The organism is Erwinia sp. Leaf53 (assembly GCF_001422605.1).
GTDB lineage: Bacteria > Pseudomonadota > Gammaproteobacteria > Enterobacterales > Enterobacteriaceae > Erwinia.
Genome location: NZ_LMLK01000025.1, coordinates 22,588 through 40,410 on the forward strand (window position 1 = coordinate 22,588; position 17,823 = coordinate 40,410).

Genomic DNA, 17,823 nt, shown 5'->3' on the forward strand with positions numbered 1-17,823 from the left:
GCACCGGCTGGATTGCGCAGAGCGCGCCACTGAGCCGACCATGATCCGCCTGCTCACCCCTTCCTGCACGGTTAGCCTGGTTGAGCCTGCTCGTCAGCGCGTCAGTGCGTCAGTGCGTCAGTGCGTCAGTGCGTCAGTGCGTCAGTGCGTCAGTGCGTCAGCTTATCCAGCGCCAGATTTAACTCAAGCACGTTGACCACCGGGTCGCCGATAAAGGCCGGGCGCGGCGTCACGGTATGTGCATCAATCAGCTGCTGCACCTGCTCCAGTGGCAGCTGGCGGGCAGCCGCCACCCGTGGAGCCTGCCAGTGCGCCGCCGCCGGGGAGATCTGCGGATCCAGCCCGCTGCCGGAGGCGGTCAGCAGATCCACCGGGATCGCGCCTTCCGCCTGCGGGTTCTGCGCCCGCAGCGCCTGTACCCGCCCGGCGATGGCCTGGTCCAGCGCCGGGTTGCTGGCCGCCAGGTTGCTGCCGGAGGAGGCCAGCGCATTGTACGGTGCGTCACCTGCCGCCGACGGGCGGCCGTGGAAATAGTCGGCGCGGACAAAGTTCTGGCCGATCGGCGCCGAGCCGCGCGTCTCTCCGGCCACCTCAATCAGCGAGCCGTTGGCCGGCAGCGGCAGCAGCCACTGCGCCAGCGCGGTGGTTAACAGAGGATAGAACACGCCGGTGACCAGCGTCAGCAGCAGCAGTAAAATCAGGGCAGGACGTAACTGACTCATAAGGGTTCCTCTTACACCAGGCCGCTGACGGTCAGCAGCAGGTCAATCAATTTGATGCCGATAAACGGCACCAGCAGCCCACCGACGCCGTACAGCCAGAGGTTGCGGCGCAGCAGCGCGGCGGCGCTCAGCGGACGATAGCTCACCCCCTTCAGCGCCAGCGGGATCAGAAACACGATCACCAGCGCGTTGAAGATCACCGCCGACAGGATCGCCGAGTCCGGCGAGTGCAGCCGCATCACGTTCAGGCTGTTCAGCTGCGGATAAGTGACCGCAAACGCCGCCGGGATAATGGCGAAGTACTTCGCCACGTCGTTGGCGATGCTGAAGGTGGTCAGCGAGCCGCGGGTCATCAGCATCTGCTTGCCGATATGCACCACCTCCAGCAGCTTGGTCGGGTTGGAGTCGAGGTCAACCATGTTGCCCGCCTCTTTCGCCGCCTGGGTGCCGGAGTTCATCGCCACCGCCACGTCGGCCTGCGCCAGCGCCGGGGCGTCGTTGGTGCCGTCGCCGGTCATCGCCACCAGCCGCCCCTCCGCCTGATACTGGCGGATCAGCGCCAGCTTGGCTTCCGGCGTCGCTTCCGACAGGAAGTCGTCGACGCCGGCTTCGGCGGCAATCGCCGCGGCGGTCAGCGGGTTATCGCCGGTGACCATCACCGTTTTGATGCCCATGCGGCGCAGTTCGGCAAAGCGCTCCTTAATGCCGCCTTTAACGATATCCTTTAACGCCACCACGCCCATCACCCGCGCGCCGTCACAGACCACCAGCGGCGTACCGCCGCCGCGCGCCACCTGCTCCACCAGCCCGTTCACCGCCGCCGGGAAGTCGCCGCCGTTGCTGTCGATATAGCGTTTTACCGCATCGACCGCCCCTTTACGGATCGCCCGCTCGCCGACGTTCACCCCGCTCATCCGCGTCTGCGCCGAGAACGGGATAAAGGTGGCGTTGAGGCTCAGCAGGTCGCGTTCGCGCAGGTTAAATTTCTGCTTGGCCAGCACCACGATGCTGCGCCCTTCCGGGGTTTCATCGGCCAGCGAGGCCAGCTGCGCCGCGTCGGCCAGCTGCTCTTCGGTCACGCCCGGCGCGGGCAGAAACTGCGACGCCTGGCGGTTGCCGAGGGTGATGGTGCCGGTTTTATCCAGCAGCAGCACGTCCACGTCCCCCGCCGCCTCCACCGCGCGGCCGCTGGTGGCAATCACGTTGGCCGCCAGCATGCGGCTCATGCCCGCTACGCCGATCGCCGACAGCAGGCCGCCGATGGTGGTGGGGATCAGGCACACCAGCAGCGCCACCAGCACGGTCACGCTGACCGCGTTGCCGCCCCAGGCGGTAAACGGCCACAGAGTGGCGGTCGCCAGCAGGAACACGATGGTCAGCGCCACCAGCAGAATGGTCAGCGCGATTTCGTTCGGCGTTTTACGCCGGGTTGCCCCTTCCACCATGGCAATCATCCGGTCAAGGAAGGTTTCACCGGGGTTGACGCTGCACTGCACCACCAGCCAGTCGGAGAGGATGCGCGTACCGCCGGTCACCGAGGAGAAGTCGCCGCCGGACTCGCGGATCACCGGCGCGGATTCGCCGGTAATCGCGCTCTCATCCACCGAGGCGCCCCCCTCCAGCACCTCACCATCGCAGGGGATCATGTCGCCGGCTTCCACCAGCACCCAGTCGCCCTTGCGCAGGGTGTCCGCTGCCACCGGCTGGTGCGCGGCACCGTACTTCGCCGCGGCCAGTTTTTTCGCCATGCTGGTCCTGGTGACGCCCTTCAGGCTGTTGGCCTGCGCCTTGCTGCGCCCTTCCGCCAGCGCTTCGGCGAAGTTGGCAAACAGCACGGTAAACCACAGCCACAGCGCGATAGCGGCGGTGAAGGCGGTATCGCCCGGCGTTTTACCTGCGGCCATCGCCGCCGCCAGCAGGCTGGTCAGCACGCTGCCCAGCCAGACGACAAACATCACCGGGTTGCGCAGCTGGGTGCGCGGGTCGAGCTTTTTCAGCGCGTCCAGCAGGGCGACGCGCAGCAGCGCAGCATCAAACAGTGCCTGTTGATTACGACTCATGGTTTTCTCCGCCCTTAACGACTGAGCATCTGCAGATGTTCCGCCACCGGCCCTAAGGCCAGCGCCGGGATAAAGGTCAGCGCACCGACCAGCAGCACGGTGCCGATCAGCAGCGCGACAAACAGCGCGCCGTGGGTCGGCAGCGTGCCGGAGCCGGCGGGCTGGACTTTTTTCAGCGCCAGCGATCCGGCAATCGCCAGCACCGGAATAATGATGCCGAAGCGGCCAGCCAGCATGCAGAACGCCAGCAGCAGGTTCCAGAACGGCGTACTGGCGCTGAGGCCACCGAAGGCGCTGCCGTTGTTGTTAGCCGCCGAGGAGACGGCGTACAGCACTTCGGAGAAGCCGTGCGGCCCCGGGTTGAGCATCGCGCTGCGCCCGGCGTCGGTCATCATCGCCAGCGCGGTGCCGAGCAGCACCAGGCACGGGGTGACGAGGATCGCCAGCGCGGTCATCTTCATCTCCCAGACGGTGATTTTTTTGCCGAGAAACTCCGGCGTGCGGCCGATCATCAGCCCGGCGATAAACACCGCCAGCAGCACGAACAGCAGCATGCCGTACAGCCCGGCCCCGACGCCGCCAAACACCACCTCACCGATCTGCATCAGCCACAGCGGCACCATGCCGCCCAGCGCGGTAAAGGAGTCATGCATGGCGTTGACCGCGCCGCAGGAGGCAGCGGTGGTGATCACCGCAAACAGGCTGGAGTTAAGGATGCCAAAGCGCGCCTCTTTGCCCTCCATATTGCTGGCGCTGTCCGCGCCGAGGCTGAGCAGGTGCGGGTTGCCGTTCAGTTCGGCCCACATCACCAGCGCCACCGCCGCGATAAACATCAGCGACATCGCCCACAGCAGCATATGGCCCTGACGACGGTCGCCCACCGCGTCGCCGAAGGCGAAGCAGAGCGCGGCCGGGATCAGCAGGATCGCCAGCATCTCGATCAGGTTGCTGACGATCGTCGGGTTCTCGAAGGGGTGCGCCGAGTTGGCGTTAAAGAAGCCGCCGCCGTTGGTGCCGAGCATTTTGATCGCCTCCTGCGAGGCCACCGGCCCCATCGGCAGCGTCTGCTTCGCCCCTTCCAGGGTGGTCAGGTCGACATAGCCGTGCAGGTTCTGAATCACCCCCTGGCTGACCAGCAGCAGCGCCATAATCAGCGACAGCGGCAGCAGCACACAGAGGGTGATGCGAGTGATATCGCGCCAGGCGTTGCCGAGATCGGCCAGCGCGCGCCGGGTAAAACCGCGGATCAGCGCAAAGGCCACGGCGATACCGGTGGCGGCAGAGAGGAAGTTCTGCACGGTTAAGCCGACCATCTGGCTGAAGTAGCTCAGGGTGCTTTCCCCGGCGTAGGCCTGCCAGTTGGTGTTGGTGACAAAGCTGACCGCGGTGTTAAGCGCCAGGTCCCAGCGGAGGTCCGGCAGCTGCTGCGGATTCAGCGGCAGGCTGGCCTGATTCATCAGTAGCACAAACAGCAGCAGCAGCCCGCCGGCGTTAAACAGCAGGATCGCCAGCAGATAGCGGGTCCAGTGCATACCGTCAGGGCCCACGCCGCTGACCCGCCACAGCATGCGCTCAACGCCCGCCAGACCGGCCAGCGGCCGGTCGTCAATCAGCCGTGCCAGCCCTTTCCCTAACGGGCGGGCCAGCAGCAGCAGCAGGACCAGATAGCTGGCCAGCAGTAAAGAGGCAGAAGCGGCCATCAGAATGCCTCCGCATTGATCAGTGCGTACACCAGGTACGCCAACAGCCCAGACACCAGCACCATGCCGGTAATTACAGCAGCGCTCACAACACACCTCCACAGGCGTTTTACGTTGCAGCTATTGTTGCGAGCGGCGTGCAAAGTTGATGTAAAAATGCAGGTGCGGGGCGTAAAAAAAGTATAAAAACGCTGAGAGAACGATTGAAATTTACGCTGCCGGTGGCGGAAAAAGGAGACATAATGACAACACAAATGACACCACAAAGGATCGCCCCGATGCCGACTATCCATTTCCGGATTGATGAAGCCACCAAACGCCTGGCTATGCAGGCTGCAGAACGGCTGAATATCAGCCTGACTGAGCTGATGCGCCAGCGCGCGGAACAGCTGGCTGCCGAAGAGCAGGCATATCAGGCCGAAAGCCATGAGCGCTGGCTGGAAGCGCAGATCGCTGAGGCCTTTGAGCGTTACGATGGTGGCGAGACGCAGTTTGTCAGTGATGAAGAGGCTAATAACCATATGGATCGGTTGAAGACGCTGGCAGCAAAGGGGGAGCTGTGAATTTCACCGTCCGCTGGGCAACGTCGGCGCTGGCTGACCGGGAAGGGATCTTTCGCTACCTTAACCGTGAAGCTGGGTTTCAGATTGCTCAGCAGACCGATGATAAATTCATCTCCATGAGCCGTTTACTGGCAGAGAACCCGCTCATGGGTGTTGCCACCGTAGCGGGTGAACACCGCCGCCGGTTAACCGTTGTCCATTTTTCCTTTATTATGGTTTATGCGATTGAAGCGCAGCAGATCGCAGTGCTGCGCGTACTGCACACCTCGCGCAGGGTGGCCGATTTTTATCGCTAACGGAAATCCGGCAGAAAGCGCTTCACGTCCACCTCCTGAAACTGACAGCGGCGGCTCAGGACCTGCTGTTCAGCTCACGGATTTGCGCTGCCGGTTTTGCCCCGCCGGTCACCAGCCACACCGCAACGATAATCACCAGCCCGCCGCTGATAAAGCCGCCGGAGAGCGTTTCGCCCAGGAACAGATAGCCCCACAGCACGCCAAACGGCGGGATCAGGAAGGTCACGGTCAGCGTTTTCAGCGGGCTGAGGCAGCCAAACAGGACGCGTAAAAAGGCGGTATTCACCGAACCAAACACCGGCGTGGCCACGCGCATAAACATAAAGCTGGCGCCCCGGATGGCGGCCAGCAGCAGCAGACGCCCGAAATCCCCTTGCTTCACAGAGTTCTCCTGATTTTTATTCACACGCGGGCAGCCCGGAAGTGGTCAGCCGTGCGGCAACACACTGTTACAGGCGGAGCGTATGACTGAACGCAAGCCGTTATCGGACGGGGAATTCGCCATGCGAAAGTGCGAGCTGTGTCGCGATCGGGAGATATGCGTGGGGCAAAGGCTTCTCTTGCCCTCTGCGGGGTGCTTAAATCGGCTGCTGATCACCAAACGGAGGTTTTATGCTGTCCTCACAAACCCTTAGCCTGGCCATCCACCGTAACTGGGTGGATCTGTACGAAACCATCTGGAAGCCGGAGTTTTTCCCGCGCTGGGCGTCCGGACTCAGCCAGGGGCCGCTGGTGCAGGAAGGCAACAGCTGGAAGGGTCAGGGGCCGCAGGGGGCCGTTAAGGTGCGTTTCACCGATCACAACCCGTTCTGCATTATGGATCACTGGATCGACGGCGGTTACAGCAAAGAGATCTTTGTGCCGATGCGCATCGTCGCCAACGAACAGGGTTCACAGGTGCTGATCACCGTCTTCCGCCAGCCGTTACTGTCAGATGAACGCTACGCGCAGGAGCTGGAGTGGGTGAAGCGCGATATGCAGGCGCTGCAAACGCTGCTGACCGGCTAGCCGGCCCCGTCGGCTGAGCTGGCAGGCGGGCCAGTGCTGGCAGCTGAGCTGGCCTGCAGGCAGACGCGTCGGGGCTGGCGGCTGAGCTGCAACCCGGTTTATTTACCTCTGCGGCCAGCCTGCTCTGTCGCCGCGTAATGCGGGCGTACGCCCGCACGATCTACCCGTTTCAGGATAAGGAGTGTCTGATGGAAAAGATTATTTTTGATACCGACATCGGCGTCGACGATGCCTTTGCCCTCGCTTATGCCGCGAAAAGCTGTGACATCCTCGGCATCACCTGCGTATTTGGTAACGTCGCCGTAGAGCAGGCGGTGCGTAACGCCCGCCTGTTCAGCCATAAAATCGGCCTCGATGTGCCGGTGTACCGCGGCAGTTCGCGGCCGCTGGCCCACCTGCCGACCCCGTCAGCCTGGGACGTACACGGCGCAGACGGGCTGGGCGGGGTGTTTGATAACCCGTGGAGCGGCGCGGCAGAAAACGCCATCGACTTTATTATCCAGAGCGTGCGCGATAATCCGGATGCGCTGACTATTGTGGCGATCGGCCCGCTGACCAATATCGCCGTGGCGATCAATCAGGCACCGGATATTATCCCGCAGATTAAACGGCTGGTGGTGATGGGCGGCGCCTTTGGCAGCCACGGCCACAGCGGCAACGTCACGCCCTTTGCCGAGTTTAATATCTGGAAAGACCCGCACGCCGCCGACCAGGTGCTGAGCTCGGCTATTCCGGTAGTGATGCTGCCGCTGGACGTGACGCTGGAGGTCACCGTCAGCGGTGACGATATTCGCAGCCTGAACCATCCGGTGCTGAGCACCATCTCTCAGGGCTACCTTGCTTACAGCAAACAGCACGGTGTCGAAGGCATGGCGCTGCACGATACCCTGACCATCGCTTACCTGAACCACCCGGAATGGTTTGGCGTCACCACGTCACCGGTACGGGTAGTCACCGACCGCATTAACCGCGGGCAGACGCTGCGCCAGCTTAACAGCCCGGCAACGCGGGACGACCCGTTTGCCGGCTGCCGCCCGCAGTCGCTGTGCCTCACCGTTGAGGCCGAGCACGTGAAAGCGCATTTTATGGCGGCGCTGCGCCAGTAAACCTGCTGCTGCGCGACAGCTGCAATATCGGCAGCGCCAGCAGCAGCACCAGCACCAGCAACATCAGATGCAGCAGCGGAGCAACTTGCGTGGCGTAACGCTAAGCCTGTACGCGCCGCAGCAGCCATAAAAACCACGGTGCCCCCAGCAGCGCGCAGACGATACCGGTGGACACCGGCCACGGCCAGGCGATATTGCGTCCCAGCCAGTCGGCCAGCACCATCAGCGTGGCCCCCAGCAGCGCCGCCAGCCCGGTCTGCGCCGCCACGCTGCGCGCGCCGCTGTAGCGCGCCAGCTGCGGTGCCATCAGGCCGACAAAACTGATCGGTCCGACCAGCAGGGTGCCGGCCGCCGTCAGCGCGGCCGCCAGCAGCAGAATCAGTAACGTACCCTGCCTGAGATTCACGCCCAGCGTGCGGGCCGTTGCCGCGCCCAGTCCCAGCAGCTGCAGCACGCGGCGCAACAGCAGCGCCAGCGGGATCAGCAGCAGCGCCTGCACCAGCCCCGTCACCGCCGCCGCCGCGCTGATACCGGCGGTAGAACCGGTACTCCAGCTGAGCAGCTGCAGCGCGCGCGGGTCGCCGCTCAGCATCAGCAGGCTGGTTAACGCCCCGCTGATGCTGGTGATGCACAGCCCGGTCAGCACCAGCCGCTGCGGCTGAAACCCGTTACGCCCGCCAAGCCACAGAATGGTTGCCGTAACCAGCAGACTGCCAGCCGCCGCCGCCGGAAACAGCAGCGGCAGCGGCTGGCTGACCAGCATAAACAGCAGCAGCACCGCCAGTGAGGCTCCGCTGCTGATGCCGAGCAGCTCCGGGCTGGCCAGCGGGTTGCGCGTCAGCCGTTGTACCAGCACCCCGGCCACCGCCAGCATGGCACCGGCGGCCAGTGACCCGACCATCCGTGGCCAGCGCCACGCCAGCAGCAGGCCGTCCGCTATCTGCCGGTTACAGCCCAGCGACAGCCCGACCGCCAGCAGCAGCAGGCCAGCTAACAGAATAACGCGCCCGGCGCTAAGCGACGCCCCGCAGGCGGGCACCGTCTCCGCCGCCTGCGGCAGACGGATAATGCGCTGGCGCGACAGCAGCAGCAGGATCAGCGGTGCGCTGAACAGCGCGGTGACCGCGCCGGTCGGCACGTCTCCGGCGGCGGGTGAGAGCGTCTGCGCCAGCCGATCGATAAGCCACAGCAGCAGCGCGCCAAACCCCGGCACCCACAGCAGCTGACGGCTGAAATGCCGTACCCCGAGCAGCCGCACCAGCGCCGGGGCCGCCAGGCCAATAAAGCTGATAATACCCAACTGACTGGTGACCAGTGCGCTGAGCACCACGGCGATCAGCAGCGCAAGCAGCCTGACGCGCACCGGCGAGGCACCAAGACTGGCGGCGCTCTGCTCCGACAGGCCGATTAATGCCAGCGGCCGCGCCAGCAGCAGACTCAGCCCGCCGCACAGCAGCAGCGGCAGCGTTAACATGCGCACGCTCTCCCAGCCGTTCTGGCTGAGCGAGCCGGCCTGCCAGCTGAACAGATCGCTGAGGTAGTCGTGGTTGAACAGCACCAGCAGCGTGGAGAGCGCCCCGGCGTACAGGCTCAGTACCATGCCGGCGAGGATCACCTGCAGCGTAGCCAGCCGCTGGCGCGCCACCAGCAACAGCAGCAGCGTGGTCACGCCCGCGCCCGTCAGCGCCACCGGTGCCAGCCCGAACGCCAGCAGGCCGGGGGCCAGTACCAGCACCAGCGCGACGGCAAGGTTGGCCCCGGCAGCCACGCCGAGGGTGGCCGGTTCCGCCAGCGGATTGTGCAGCACCTGCTGAAACAGCAGCCCCGCCAGCGCCAGCGCCCCGCCGGCCAGCAGGCTGACGGCCAGCCGTGGCAAAAAGCTGTAGATCAGCAGCAGGTGACCGCTGTGATGGTCTTGCAGCAGCGGCCGCAGCTGCTGTACGGTCAGCGCCAGCGCGGCCAGCAGCAGCAGTAAAAACAGTTTCAGCGGGGTCATGCGCAACATCAGGGCTCACTCAGCAGCCGCAGCGCCAGGCTGTCGGCAAGACGCAGGGCGGTATGCACCCCGCCAAACGGGAAAAAGGGCGGCAGCGCGACGACGTTGCCCTGCTGTACCAGCGGCAGATGCTGCCACAGCGCGCCGGACTGGCGTACTTTGCGCAGCCGGTCGGTGGTGGTCGGCAGCTCAACGTAAAACAGCCGGGCGTCCGTCAGCGAGGCCAGCCGGTCGAGACCGACGTTGGCCAGCCCCATGCTGCTGACCGGCTGCTGCCAGGCGTTAACCAGCCCCAGCCGGTCAAGCACCGCCTGCACCAGGCTGTGCTGCCCGTACACCGTGGCGTGTTTACCGTCCTGATTGAGTACCGCCACGCACACCGCCGGGCGCGGCCGCTGTGCCAGCTGCTGCCGGTAGTCCGCCAGCCGCCGTTCGCCGTGGGCGATCAGCTGCTGTGCCACGGCCAGCCGGTTAACCCGCTCACCAAGAGCAAGCAGATAGCGGCACAGCGACTGCCAGGCATCGTCCGCCGCCGGATATACCGTGACCACCTCCAGCGGGGCGATACGCTGCATCGCCGCCATCATCGCCGGTGCCAGCGCATCGCTGAGGATCAGCGAGGGCCGCAGCTGTGCCAGATACTCAAGGTTGGGTTCCCAGTACGGCCCGATATCCGCCACCGCCGCAGGCAGCGGCGGCTGCGGAATGCGCCGGCGAAAGTAGCCGCTGTCCGACAGCGCCAGCGGCGTAATTCCCAGCGCCAGCAGCAGCTCCGCCGCCACCCAGTTGATCGCCACAATCCGCTCTGCCGCCAGCGGCTGCCCGCGCACCGCGTGGCTGAACGCCAGCGGTGCCAGCAGCAGCGCCTGCAGGCAGTCCCGCCGCCGCCATGACCCCTGCTGCATCAGAAGTTGTATTTAACCGAACCGATCAGCGTGCGCTCCTGGCCCGGGTAACAGCTGGTGGCGTCGTCACAGGTACCGACGTAATGATGGTCCAGCAGGTTCTGTACGTTAACGCCAAAGGTCAGATGGTGATTCACCCTGTAAGAAGCACCGGCATCGACCAGCGCAAAGTTTTTCACCGGAATGGTGTTAGCGTTGTCGCCGTACATGCTGCCAACGTAGCGCGTACCGCCGTTCAGCGTCAGGCCATCCAGAACGCCGCGGGTGAAGTCGTAGCTTAGCCAGGCCGAGGCCATGTGTTTCGGTACGTTGGCCTGCTTGTTACCCTGGACGCCATCATTGCTGCGGGCGATCTCCGCATCGGTGAAGCTGTAAGAGGCCAGCGCGTGCAGATTCTCGCTCAGCTGCGCCTGCAGTTCCCACTCCACGCCGCGTGAACGCACTTCGCCGGACGCCACCTGATAACCAGTGGCCACGCCGTTGACCAGTTCGTTGGTCAGCACGTTGGTTTTGGTGATTTCAAACGCCGCCAGCGTCATCAGCAGGTCGGCATCCGGCTGGTACTTGATCCCCGCCTCATACTGGTGGGCCTTGCTCGGCGTGAAGGTCTGGTTGTCGCGGTTGGTACCGCTGTTTGGCGTAAAGGATTCAGCATAGCTGATGTACGGTGCCAGCCCGTTGCCCGCCAGCCAGGTCAGCCCGGCACGCCCGGTCCAGGCATCTTTATCCAGCCAGCTGGTGTTGCCGGTCAGGTTGTTCTGCGTGCGCATGCTGATATCGTCATGGCGGCCACCGAGGGTCAGCAGCCATGACGGGGTCAGGTGGATCTGATCCTGCAGGTAGACGCCGAGCTGAGAGGTGGTCTGATCGTTATTGTTCACCGCGTTGGTCGGATCGGCAATCGCCATGCCGTACTGCGGCTGCCAGACGTTCAGCACCGGTGCCGCCGCGCTGAACCGTTTGGCGTTACCGTCCAGCCAGCTGTAGTCGACGCCCCCCAGCAGGGTGTGGCTGAACGCGCCTGTATTGAAGTCGGCCTGCAGCTGGTTGTCGAGATTCAGCGTCTGCATATGCTCATCAAAACGGATGGCGTTGCGCGACTGCTGGCCGCTGGTGAAGTCGATGGCGCCCGGCAGCAGGTTGTTAAGGATGGTATCGGTCTGCCCGACGCGCAGATTCTGCCGCAGCTGGACTGTTTCTGTCAGCTGGTGGCTGAACTCGTAACCGGCGGTGAACTGTTCGTTACGGAAGTGGTTGTAGCTGTAGTCACCGAGCAGGGTATCCGTTACCTTGCCATCCGGCTGCGTCAGTACCGAGATAGTGCCACCAGAACTGTCGCGCAGGTAGTCCGCGCGCAGCGTCAGGCTGGTGTCTTCGTTCGGCAGCCAGCTGAACGACGGCGCGAGATAGAGGCGATCGTCTTTCACTTTCGGGCCGTTGGCATACTGGAACTGGGTGTTGCTGTCCCGCGCCACGCCGACCAGGCGGTAGAGATAGCGGCTGTCACCGTTGATTTTATCGCTGAAGTCGAACTGCAGCTGTCGGCGGTCGAAATTGCCAAGCTGGGCCTCCACCTCATGTACGCCCTGTGCGGTGGGCAGTTTGCTGACGCGGTTGATGATTCCACCGGCATCACCGAGGCCAAACAGCGTCGATGACGGGCCACGCACCACGTCGATGCGCTCCAGCGCGTAAGGCTCGGTGCGGAAATAGCTGTAGCTGTTGTTGAGCTGGCGCAGGCCGTCGCGATAGTCGTTGGTGGTCAGGGCGTTGAAGCCGCGGATGTAGATCCAGTCATAGCCTTTCGGGTCAACGCCGTAGGTTTCAGTCTTCACCCCCGGCACGTAGCGCAGCGCTTCGGTCACGCTCTGCACGTTCTGCCTGTCCATCTGCTGGCGGCCGATCACCGAGACGGACTGCGGCACCTCCAGCAGCGCGGTATGGGTTTTGGTGGCGCTGCTGGTCTGCTGCGGCACGCTGCCACCCAACGCCCCGCCACGGCCGGTCACCGTCAGGGTGTCACCCGCGTCACCCGCAGCGGGCGAGATGGTGATCATATCGTTTTGCCGCTGCCAGATCAGGCCGCTGCCCAGCAGCAGGCGATCGAGTGCACTCTCCAGCGTCATGGTGCCGCTGACCGCCGGGGCTGACTTATTTGCCACCGCCGCCGGTGCCACGATCAGCTGAACGCCGGCCTGTTGCGCCAGCGCATTCAGCGCCGGGGCCAGCGGCTGGGCGGGCAGCGACACGGCTACAGGGGCGGCAGCTACCGCCAGCACCGGCTGGGAACCCAGAGTGACAGCCAGGGCCAGCAGGCTGAATCTAAAGGTTTTTTCCACAGGTGAAGTTAAAGAAAACAGGGTCATGTATCGGTTCCCAAAGGTATGTAATAAGAATCATTACCTTTGAAGACGCTGTGACGGACAAAACCCTGACGTCAGGATGACGTTTTTTTTACGATTTTTTTTCCGCCGTGCTGCGCGGCACGATGAGCGTAGTGTCACCCTGCTTTTTCAGCGTGACCGGCAGCACGGCAGGCAGCGCCCGGGCAAAACTGTCCAGCCGCCCCAGCGCGAAGCTGCCGGTGATGCGCAGTTCCGCCACCCGGGGATCGGCCTGATAGTGCACGCTGCCGTAACGGGCGAACTCGGCCAGCGCCAGCGGCAGCGGGGTGTTGTCGAAACTGACCCGCGCCTGCTGCCACGAGGCCACCGCCTGCGGGGCGATTGCACTCTGCCCCGTCAGCAGGCCGCTGCCGTCACTCTGGCTCTGCTGACCGGCGCGCAGCACGCGCAGATGCGCATCGGTGCGGGCAATCCCCAGCCTGTTCACCAGCCGCCACCAGCCGTAGCGCCAGCCCGCCTGCGGCCCGACGCGCACCGCACCGGAACGCACCGCCACGCTGACGCCCTCTCCGCTCATCGAGTGCGGAATGTAGCGCACGCTGAATTCAGTGCCGAGAACCGTGACGCGCAACGTACCGCTGCGCACCGTCAGCGGGCGCTGCGCCTGATGGGCCACCTGGAAAAAAGCCTGTCCCTGCTCCAGCCAGATCTCGCGATGCTGCGGCCAGTACGCCACCCGCAACCGGGTTTCCGCATCCAGATTCAGTGTGCTGCCGTCCGGCAGGGCGATCAGGCGTTGCTCGCCGCGCTGCGTAGCGTAAACCTGCTCAAACTCTGCCGGCGCCAGCTGCCGCCACAGCGGCCAGATCAGCACCGCCAGCAGCAGTACCGCCAGCGCGGGCCACAGCAGGCGGCGCGGCCGCCGGGCAGGAGCGGCCAGCTCACGCCGCACCTGCTGACGCAGGCGCAGTTTCTCACTTTCGGGCAGTTCACCAAGCTGTTGCCACAGCGCCGTGGTACGGGCAAACGCGGCGGCATTGTCGCCCTGGGTCAGCCAGTGGTTAAACTGCTGTTGCTGTCCGGCGCGGAAACCGGCCTGCTGTCGCAGCAGCCAGGTTTCCGCGCTGTCAGCCTGTTCGGGCCGTAAGGCATCCGGGGTTTTCATCGCATTATCCTTTGCTGTCCTGCCCGCTGGCGCTGCCTTCCCGGCAGGCCACCATCGCCCGAATAATATGTTTCTCTACCATATTGGTGGAAATCCCCATCTGCTTTGCGACCTCGCTCTGCGACAGCCCGTCAATGCGGTGCAATACAAACGCCTGACGACAGCGCGGCGGCAGCGCCTCGATGATTGCCACCAGTCGGGCAGCGTGCTGGCTGCTCTCCGCCTGCGCCTCTGGCTGCCAGCTCCCGGGAGCGACAATAGAGGACTCATCGATATCCTCAAGATTTTCATGGGATTGTCGTTTACTGCTGCGGTAGCGGTCAATCAGCAGATTGCGCGCAATCTGATAGAGCAGGCCGCGGGGCGAGGCGACGTCCCCGCCGGGGGGCAGCGTTAACGCGCGGCTGAAGGTCTCCTGCGTCAGATCCTGAGCACTGTCGTGGTCACGCAGTTTACGCGTCAGAAAGCGCAGGACTTCAACGTAATACTGTTCAAACGCTGACACGATAACTTTTCTCAGGCGACAGGCAACGGATGGGCGAATGAGCGTAGCATCATGTTGAATGATTATCATTGTTATTTTAATGCTGCCCGCCACCCTTTTCAGCCCGGTAAACGGCCCGGATGTCAGCATTCTTCAGCCAACAGGCCTGAACGTAAATCAACGTCAGATATTGAACAAATTATTTGAATGATTTGAGCAAATCACTCCGCTATCAGAATCGCTTCAATGCGCCTATTATTGTTTTCAACGAAGGCAAACAGCCTTCTCCCAAACAAACTTACTGAAGGAATGACCCTATGAAATCTATCAAAACTATTGCTGCTGTTACCGTACTTTCTCTGGCCTCTTTCGGCGCATTCGCCCAGACCGTGGTCGCTACCGGTTCAACCATTGAGAGCGCAGAAGCCCAAATCGCCGCTCAGGCACAGCAGGCCGGCGCGTCTTACAAAATCATCGAAGCCAGCGGCAATAACACCGTGCATATGACCGCCGAACTGGTTAAATAAGCATCCGGCAATGCCCGAACCCTGCCAGACAGGGGACGGGCATGCCCGTTTTTCTGTACCTGCTGCCCCCCACCACTCACACCGTCCTGCCCTGCTCCGCGCGTACATTCCGCGGCTACCTGCCCGATACCTGAAGACTACCGCTAGCAAACGATCGTTGGCTCACACAGCACCGGGAAGTTCAGCGAATTAGCAATATAGCAAAGCGCATGCGCCTGATGATGCAACTGCCGGGCCTGTTCCAGGTCATTGCCTGCGGCAATGGTCACCTGCGGCCGCAACACCACCTGCGTAAAGCGGCCGGTTTTGCCTTCCACCATGGTTCCCTCTGCGTCGTCGCGGTAGGCCTGCACACGAATCCCGGCTTCCGCACACAGGTGCAGATACCATAATTTATGGCAGGCGGAGGCGGCAGCGACCAGCAGATCTTCCGGATTCCAGCGCAGCGGATCCCCTAAGAACGCCGGATCGGACGAACCAGCAATCGGTGGTTTCGCGCCCGCGTTAAGCACAAAATCCCGGCTGTAAGCCTTGTAGGAAGCCGTTCCCTGCCCTTTGTTGCCTGTCCATTCAACCGCAACCCGATAGTGATGTTCACGCTGTGCCATGATGCCTGCTCCGAAATAAGCTGAGAAAAATGCGCTTTGCTGTGGCGACGGATTGAGAAAGTAAAGCATATGGTATACCATTATTCCAAATGTTTTTCAGAGAACCTGTGATGCTGAATAAGCCAGACTCAACGGCGGAAGTGATTGCCGCTTCACTGCGCGAAATGATTAACCGGGGTGAACTTGCCGAGGGTACACGCCTGATCGAGCGTGAACTGGCCAGCCAGTTTTCAGTCAGCCGTATTCCGATGCGTGAGGCTATCCAGCAGCTGGAGAGGGAAGGTCTGGTCGAAAGCCAGCGTAACCGTGGTGCCGCCGTCAGCAGGCTGACCGCCCGTGACGTCAATGAAATCTATCAGCTGCGTGCGCTGGCAGAAGGGGAAGCGATCGCGCTCAGTGTGATGAACCGCAATGACGAAACGCTGGCACGCGCCGGGCTGGTACATCAGCTGCTGGAAACGGCGCAGACGCCGCAAAAACAGGGCGAGCTGAACCGCGAGTTTCACCACATTCTCTACCAGGGCTGCAATAACGGCAGGCTGCTGAAAATTATTGCCGAATTATGTGCCCAGATTGAGCGCTACGAACAGCTGCAACACCGGCTGCTGGCCGATACGCCGGTGTTTCAGCAACAGCATGCCGCCATTCTGGCGGCTTACCGCCAAGGGGATGCGCAGCTTGCCCGTGAAGAGACGGTGCGGCATCTTGCCTCTGCCCGGCAGCGGGTACTGGAAATCATTGCCCGCCAGCCCGGCTGACAGCGGTAAGTCGCTCCGGCGGCCCGGCGTCAGTGACCGCAGGTTCAGATCATCACCGGAACGAAATAATCGATCTTCAGCTGCCGCCCCTGATGCTGTTCAAACCAGCGTTGGTTGATGCGCTCAATATCGTGGCCGTCGCGGCGCACCGCGCGGGCCAGCGGTAGCGCATGCTCATAAATCAACCCGATAAATTCCGCATAGTGCTGTGATTCGCCGCAGTAGCTGAACTGCAGATAGGTCTGGCGCTCAAGGGTGACGTCTATCTGCGCCACCTCCGCCGACACGGCGGTGGCCGTCAGGCACGTCAGATACTGTAGCGTTGAATGCTCCTCCCCCGCCTTACCGCGCACCACGTTAATCAGCCCATACAGATCCTCCGGCGGCGCGGCCAGCGCGGCCAGCCGCGGCTGCCAGAACTGCTGGCGCTTCTGCCAGCAAAAGTCATCGATGGTGTGCAGCGTAAAGGGGAAGTGGTTGAGCTGGCCGCTGAGCGACAGCGCCTCCAGCTCGACCAGCTGCCCGCTGGGCACCGCCTGCGCGGTCAGGTTCACCGGCGGACACAGCCCGGCGCACGACCAGTCCACGGCATCGCGGTACTGCGCAGGGGTAACGTTAAAGTGGCGCTTAAAGGTTTTATGGAACACGTTGTGGCTGGAGAAGCCATGCTCGCTGCCCACCGTATCAATCTGTTTATCGAACAACCGCAGCATAAAGGCGGTGGAGGTCAGCCGCCGCTGGCGGGCGTAGGTGGCCAGCTTCTGCCCGGTCACTTCCTTAAAAATGCGCTGCAGGTGCCACTTGGAGTAACCGGATTTGGTGACAAAGTCATCGATGGTCAGCGGCGTCTGGATATTTCCCTCCAGCCACTGCAGCAGCTGTTGCACCACTTCTTCTTTGAACGTCATTTTCATATTTCACCGCTACGTCGGGTAGTGGCCAGAAGCCTTTCTCTCAGCGCCAGCGGCGCGCCAACGGCAGAGTGAAGTTTAAGGGAGTGCACCAGCCAGGCGCCGTCGGCGGCCAGCCTGGCTGTCTCATGCTGCGGGTCGCTATCGGTAGACTGATGACGCTGCAGGCGCCCGGCCAGCCACTTCGACCAGCGTTCACAAAGCTCCGCAGACGCCATCATCGACAGCGAAAGCGGCACGTGCAGACTGGCTTCTTCCTGCAAAATATCCCGAAAAGACATCATCACATAGGCACGGGTAAAGCTGCCCCAGGCCTCCTCATCAGCCGCCATCAGCCGGTCGATTTCCCGGTCATGTTCGGCTTTAAAGGCATCAAACACCGCATCCAGCAGCGCCTGCTTATGCGGGAAATGGTGGAAGAAGCCGCCCTTGGTCACCCCCGCCGCCTGCGCCACCGCCTGTACCGTCACGGCGGTCAGCCCCTGCTGCGCCGCCATTTCGGCAGCACACTGGATCAGCGCCGCCCGCACCTGCTCCGGCTGTTTTTTACGGTACCAGCCGCGCAGGCAGCATCGGCCGCCATCGTCATTTTCGTCAGTCGGGGGGAGTTTCGACATCATGTCCTCATAAAAGATACCGTACGGTATGTTTTGTGAAGATAGCATAAAG

The 17,823-nt window shown here is 62.9% G+C and carries 19 protein-coding genes; 6 read left to right on the plus strand and 13 right to left on the minus strand.

What is annotated here, in order from left to right; genetic code table 11:
• Window positions 1–149 precede the first annotated feature (149 nt).
• From kdpC to kdpF, 4 genes are read right to left on the minus strand one after another with little or no spacing between them, the layout of a single operon-like run.
• Entirely contained in the window at window positions 150–722 is a 573-nt protein-coding gene (kdpC, locus tag ASF13_RS19930) for a potassium-transporting ATPase subunit KdpC (protein ID WP_056240635.1), read from the minus strand.
• A gap of 11 nt (window positions 723–733) precedes the next feature.
• Window positions 734–2,782 (minus strand): potassium-transporting ATPase subunit KdpB, encoded by a 2,049-nt coding sequence (kdpB, locus tag ASF13_RS19935; protein WP_056240639.1) that lies wholly within the window; start codon window positions 2,780–2,782, stop codon window positions 734–736.
• A gap of 14 nt (window positions 2,783–2,796) precedes the next feature.
• Complete coding sequence (kdpA, locus tag ASF13_RS19940; protein ID WP_056240643.1) at window positions 2,797–4,482, minus strand: potassium-transporting ATPase subunit KdpA; 1,686 nt, start codon at window positions 4,480–4,482, stop codon at window positions 2,797–2,799.
• Complete coding sequence (gene kdpF / locus ASF13_RS24100) at window positions 4,482–4,571, minus strand: K(+)-transporting ATPase subunit F (RefSeq protein ID WP_082502391.1); 90 nt, start codon at window positions 4,569–4,571, stop codon at window positions 4,482–4,484. Before kdpF ends, kdpA begins: the two co-directional genes overlap by 1 nt.
• Window positions 4,572–4,760: 189 nt before the next feature.
• Here kdpF and ASF13_RS19950 point away from each other — a divergent pair, with 189 nt between their 5' ends.
• Together ASF13_RS19950 and ASF13_RS19955 are read left to right on the plus strand one after the other, a co-directional pair.
• Entirely contained in the window at window positions 4,761–5,045 is a 285-nt protein-coding gene (locus ASF13_RS19950) for a hypothetical protein (RefSeq protein ID WP_056240646.1), read from the plus strand.
• Window positions 5,042–5,341, plus strand: a complete 300-nt coding sequence (locus ASF13_RS19955; protein ID WP_056240650.1) for a type II toxin-antitoxin system RelE/ParE family toxin — start codon at window positions 5,042–5,044, stop codon at window positions 5,339–5,341. The genes ASF13_RS19950 and ASF13_RS19955 overlap by 4 nt, the downstream gene beginning before the upstream one ends.
• Window positions 5,342–5,396: 55 nt before the next feature.
• On the opposite strand, the gene ASF13_RS25415 is transcribed toward ASF13_RS19955, so the two are convergent.
• Entirely contained in the window at window positions 5,397–5,723 is a 327-nt protein-coding gene (locus ASF13_RS25415) for a hypothetical protein (RefSeq protein WP_056240654.1), read from the minus strand.
• A 230-nt stretch (window positions 5,724–5,953) separates the two neighbouring features.
• Here ASF13_RS25415 and ASF13_RS19965 point away from each other — a divergent pair, with 230 nt between their 5' ends.
• Window positions 5,954–6,349, plus strand: a complete 396-nt coding sequence (locus tag ASF13_RS19965; protein WP_056240657.1) for a hypothetical protein — start codon at window positions 5,954–5,956, stop codon at window positions 6,347–6,349.
• Between the two features lie 188 nt (window positions 6,350–6,537).
• Window positions 6,538–7,455: a nucleoside hydrolase gene (locus tag ASF13_RS19970; RefSeq protein ID WP_056240662.1), complete on the plus strand. Its 918-nt coding sequence runs from the start codon at window positions 6,538–6,540 to the stop codon at window positions 7,453–7,455.
• A 100-nt stretch (window positions 7,456–7,555) separates the two neighbouring features.
• On the opposite strand, the gene fhuB is transcribed toward ASF13_RS19970, so the two are convergent.
• The 5 genes from fhuB to ASF13_RS19995 all read right to left on the minus strand — a co-directional run bounded on the left by fhuB (window position 7,556) and on the right by ASF13_RS19995 (window position 14,371).
• Window positions 7,556–9,451 carry a Fe(3+)-hydroxamate ABC transporter permease FhuB gene (fhuB, locus tag ASF13_RS19975; protein ID WP_200929799.1) on the minus strand — a complete coding sequence of 632 codons (1,896 nt, stop codon included), beginning with the start codon at window positions 9,449–9,451 and terminating at the stop codon, window positions 7,556–7,558.
• An 8-nt stretch (window positions 9,452–9,459) separates the two neighbouring features.
• Window positions 9,460–10,356: an ABC transporter substrate-binding protein gene (locus ASF13_RS19980; protein WP_072166449.1), complete on the minus strand. Its 897-nt coding sequence runs from the start codon at window positions 10,354–10,356 to the stop codon at window positions 9,460–9,462.
• The gene (locus tag ASF13_RS19985) at window positions 10,356–12,722 is read right to left on the minus strand and encodes a TonB-dependent siderophore receptor (RefSeq protein ID WP_056240666.1); all 2,367 of its coding nucleotides are present in this window, start codon (window positions 12,720–12,722) and stop codon (window positions 10,356–10,358) included. Before ASF13_RS19985 ends, ASF13_RS19980 begins: the two co-directional genes overlap by 1 nt.
• 88 nt (window positions 12,723–12,810) lie before the next feature.
• The gene (locus ASF13_RS19990; RefSeq protein WP_056240669.1) at window positions 12,811–13,866 is read right to left on the minus strand and encodes a FecR family protein; all 1,056 of its coding nucleotides are present in this window, start codon (window positions 13,864–13,866) and stop codon (window positions 12,811–12,813) included.
• 4 nt (window positions 13,867–13,870) lie between these two features.
• Entirely contained in the window at window positions 13,871–14,371 is a 501-nt protein-coding gene (locus ASF13_RS19995) for an RNA polymerase sigma factor (RefSeq protein WP_056240671.1), read from the minus strand.
• 296 nt (window positions 14,372–14,667) lie between these two features.
• Between ASF13_RS19995 and ASF13_RS20000 the strand changes: the two genes are divergently transcribed.
• Window positions 14,668–14,877, plus strand: a complete 210-nt coding sequence (locus ASF13_RS20000) for a YdgH/BhsA/McbA-like domain containing protein (protein WP_056240674.1) — start codon at window positions 14,668–14,670, stop codon at window positions 14,875–14,877.
• A gap of 143 nt (window positions 14,878–15,020) precedes the next feature.
• Here the strand turns inward: ASF13_RS20000 and ASF13_RS20005 are convergent, their stop codons facing one another.
• On the minus strand, window positions 15,021–15,485 hold the full coding sequence (locus tag ASF13_RS20005; RefSeq protein WP_056240677.1) for an OsmC family protein: 465 nt from the start codon (window positions 15,483–15,485) through the stop codon (window positions 15,021–15,023).
• Between the two features lie 110 nt (window positions 15,486–15,595).
• Between ASF13_RS20005 and ASF13_RS20010 the strand changes: the two genes are divergently transcribed.
• On the plus strand, window positions 15,596–16,243 hold the full coding sequence (locus ASF13_RS20010) for a GntR family transcriptional regulator (RefSeq protein ID WP_056240681.1): 648 nt from the start codon (window positions 15,596–15,598) through the stop codon (window positions 16,241–16,243).
• Between the two features lie 44 nt (window positions 16,244–16,287).
• Here ASF13_RS20010 and ASF13_RS20015 read toward each other — a convergent pair whose 3' ends face one another.
• Both ASF13_RS20015 and ASF13_RS20020 read right to left on the minus strand, forming a co-directional pair.
• A complete protein-coding gene (locus ASF13_RS20015) occupies window positions 16,288–17,157 on the minus strand; it encodes a helix-turn-helix domain-containing protein (protein ID WP_056240685.1) in 870 nt (289 codons plus the stop codon).
• Window positions 17,154–17,771: a TetR/AcrR family transcriptional regulator gene (locus ASF13_RS20020; RefSeq protein WP_072166462.1), complete on the minus strand. Its 618-nt coding sequence runs from the start codon at window positions 17,769–17,771 to the stop codon at window positions 17,154–17,156. Before ASF13_RS20020 ends, ASF13_RS20015 begins: the two co-directional genes overlap by 4 nt.
• Window positions 17,772–17,823 lie beyond the last annotated feature (52 nt).

Excerpts from the sequence above, each read along its gene's own strand:
- ASF13_RS20010 (WP_056240681.1), top strand. The coding sequence starts at position 15,596 with ATGCTGAATAAGCCAGACTCAACGGCGGAAGTGATTGCCGCTTCACTG.
- ASF13_RS19980 (WP_072166449.1), bottom strand. The coding sequence starts at position 10,356 with ATGCAGCAGGGGTCATGGCGGCGGCGGGACTGCCTGCAGGCGCTGCTG.
- ASF13_RS19990 (WP_056240669.1), bottom strand. The coding sequence starts at position 13,866 with ATGAAAACCCCGGATGCCTTACGGCCCGAACAGGCTGACAGCGCGGAA.
- kdpC (WP_056240635.1), bottom strand. The coding sequence starts at position 722 with ATGAGTCAGTTACGTCCTGCCCTGATTTTACTGCTGCTGCTGACGCTG.
- ASF13_RS20005 (WP_056240677.1), bottom strand. The coding sequence starts at position 15,485 with ATGGCACAGCGTGAACATCACTATCGGGTTGCGGTTGAATGGACAGGC.
- ASF13_RS20015 (WP_056240685.1), bottom strand. The coding sequence starts at position 17,157 with ATGAAAATGACGTTCAAAGAAGAAGTGGTGCAACAGCTGCTGCAGTGG.
- ASF13_RS19985 (WP_056240666.1), bottom strand. The coding sequence starts at position 12,722 with ATGACCCTGTTTTCTTTAACTTCACCTGTGGAAAAAACCTTTAGATTC.
- kdpA (WP_056240643.1), bottom strand. The coding sequence starts at position 4,482 with ATGGCCGCTTCTGCCTCTTTACTGCTGGCCAGCTATCTGGTCCTGCTG.
- ASF13_RS19970 (WP_056240662.1), top strand. The coding sequence starts at position 6,538 with ATGGAAAAGATTATTTTTGATACCGACATCGGCGTCGACGATGCCTTT.
- ASF13_RS20000 (WP_056240674.1), top strand. The coding sequence starts at position 14,668 with ATGAAATCTATCAAAACTATTGCTGCTGTTACCGTACTTTCTCTGGCC.
- ASF13_RS19950 (WP_056240646.1), top strand. The coding sequence starts at position 4,761 with ATGCCGACTATCCATTTCCGGATTGATGAAGCCACCAAACGCCTGGCT.
- ASF13_RS19965 (WP_056240657.1), top strand. The coding sequence starts at position 5,954 with ATGCTGTCCTCACAAACCCTTAGCCTGGCCATCCACCGTAACTGGGTG.
- ASF13_RS20020 (WP_072166462.1), bottom strand. The coding sequence starts at position 17,771 with ATGTCGAAACTCCCCCCGACTGACGAAAATGACGATGGCGGCCGATGC.
- fhuB (WP_200929799.1), bottom strand. The coding sequence starts at position 9,451 with ATGACCCCGCTGAAACTGTTTTTACTGCTGCTGCTGGCCGCGCTGGCG.
- kdpB (WP_056240639.1), bottom strand. The coding sequence starts at position 2,782 with ATGAGTCGTAATCAACAGGCACTGTTTGATGCTGCGCTGCTGCGCGTC.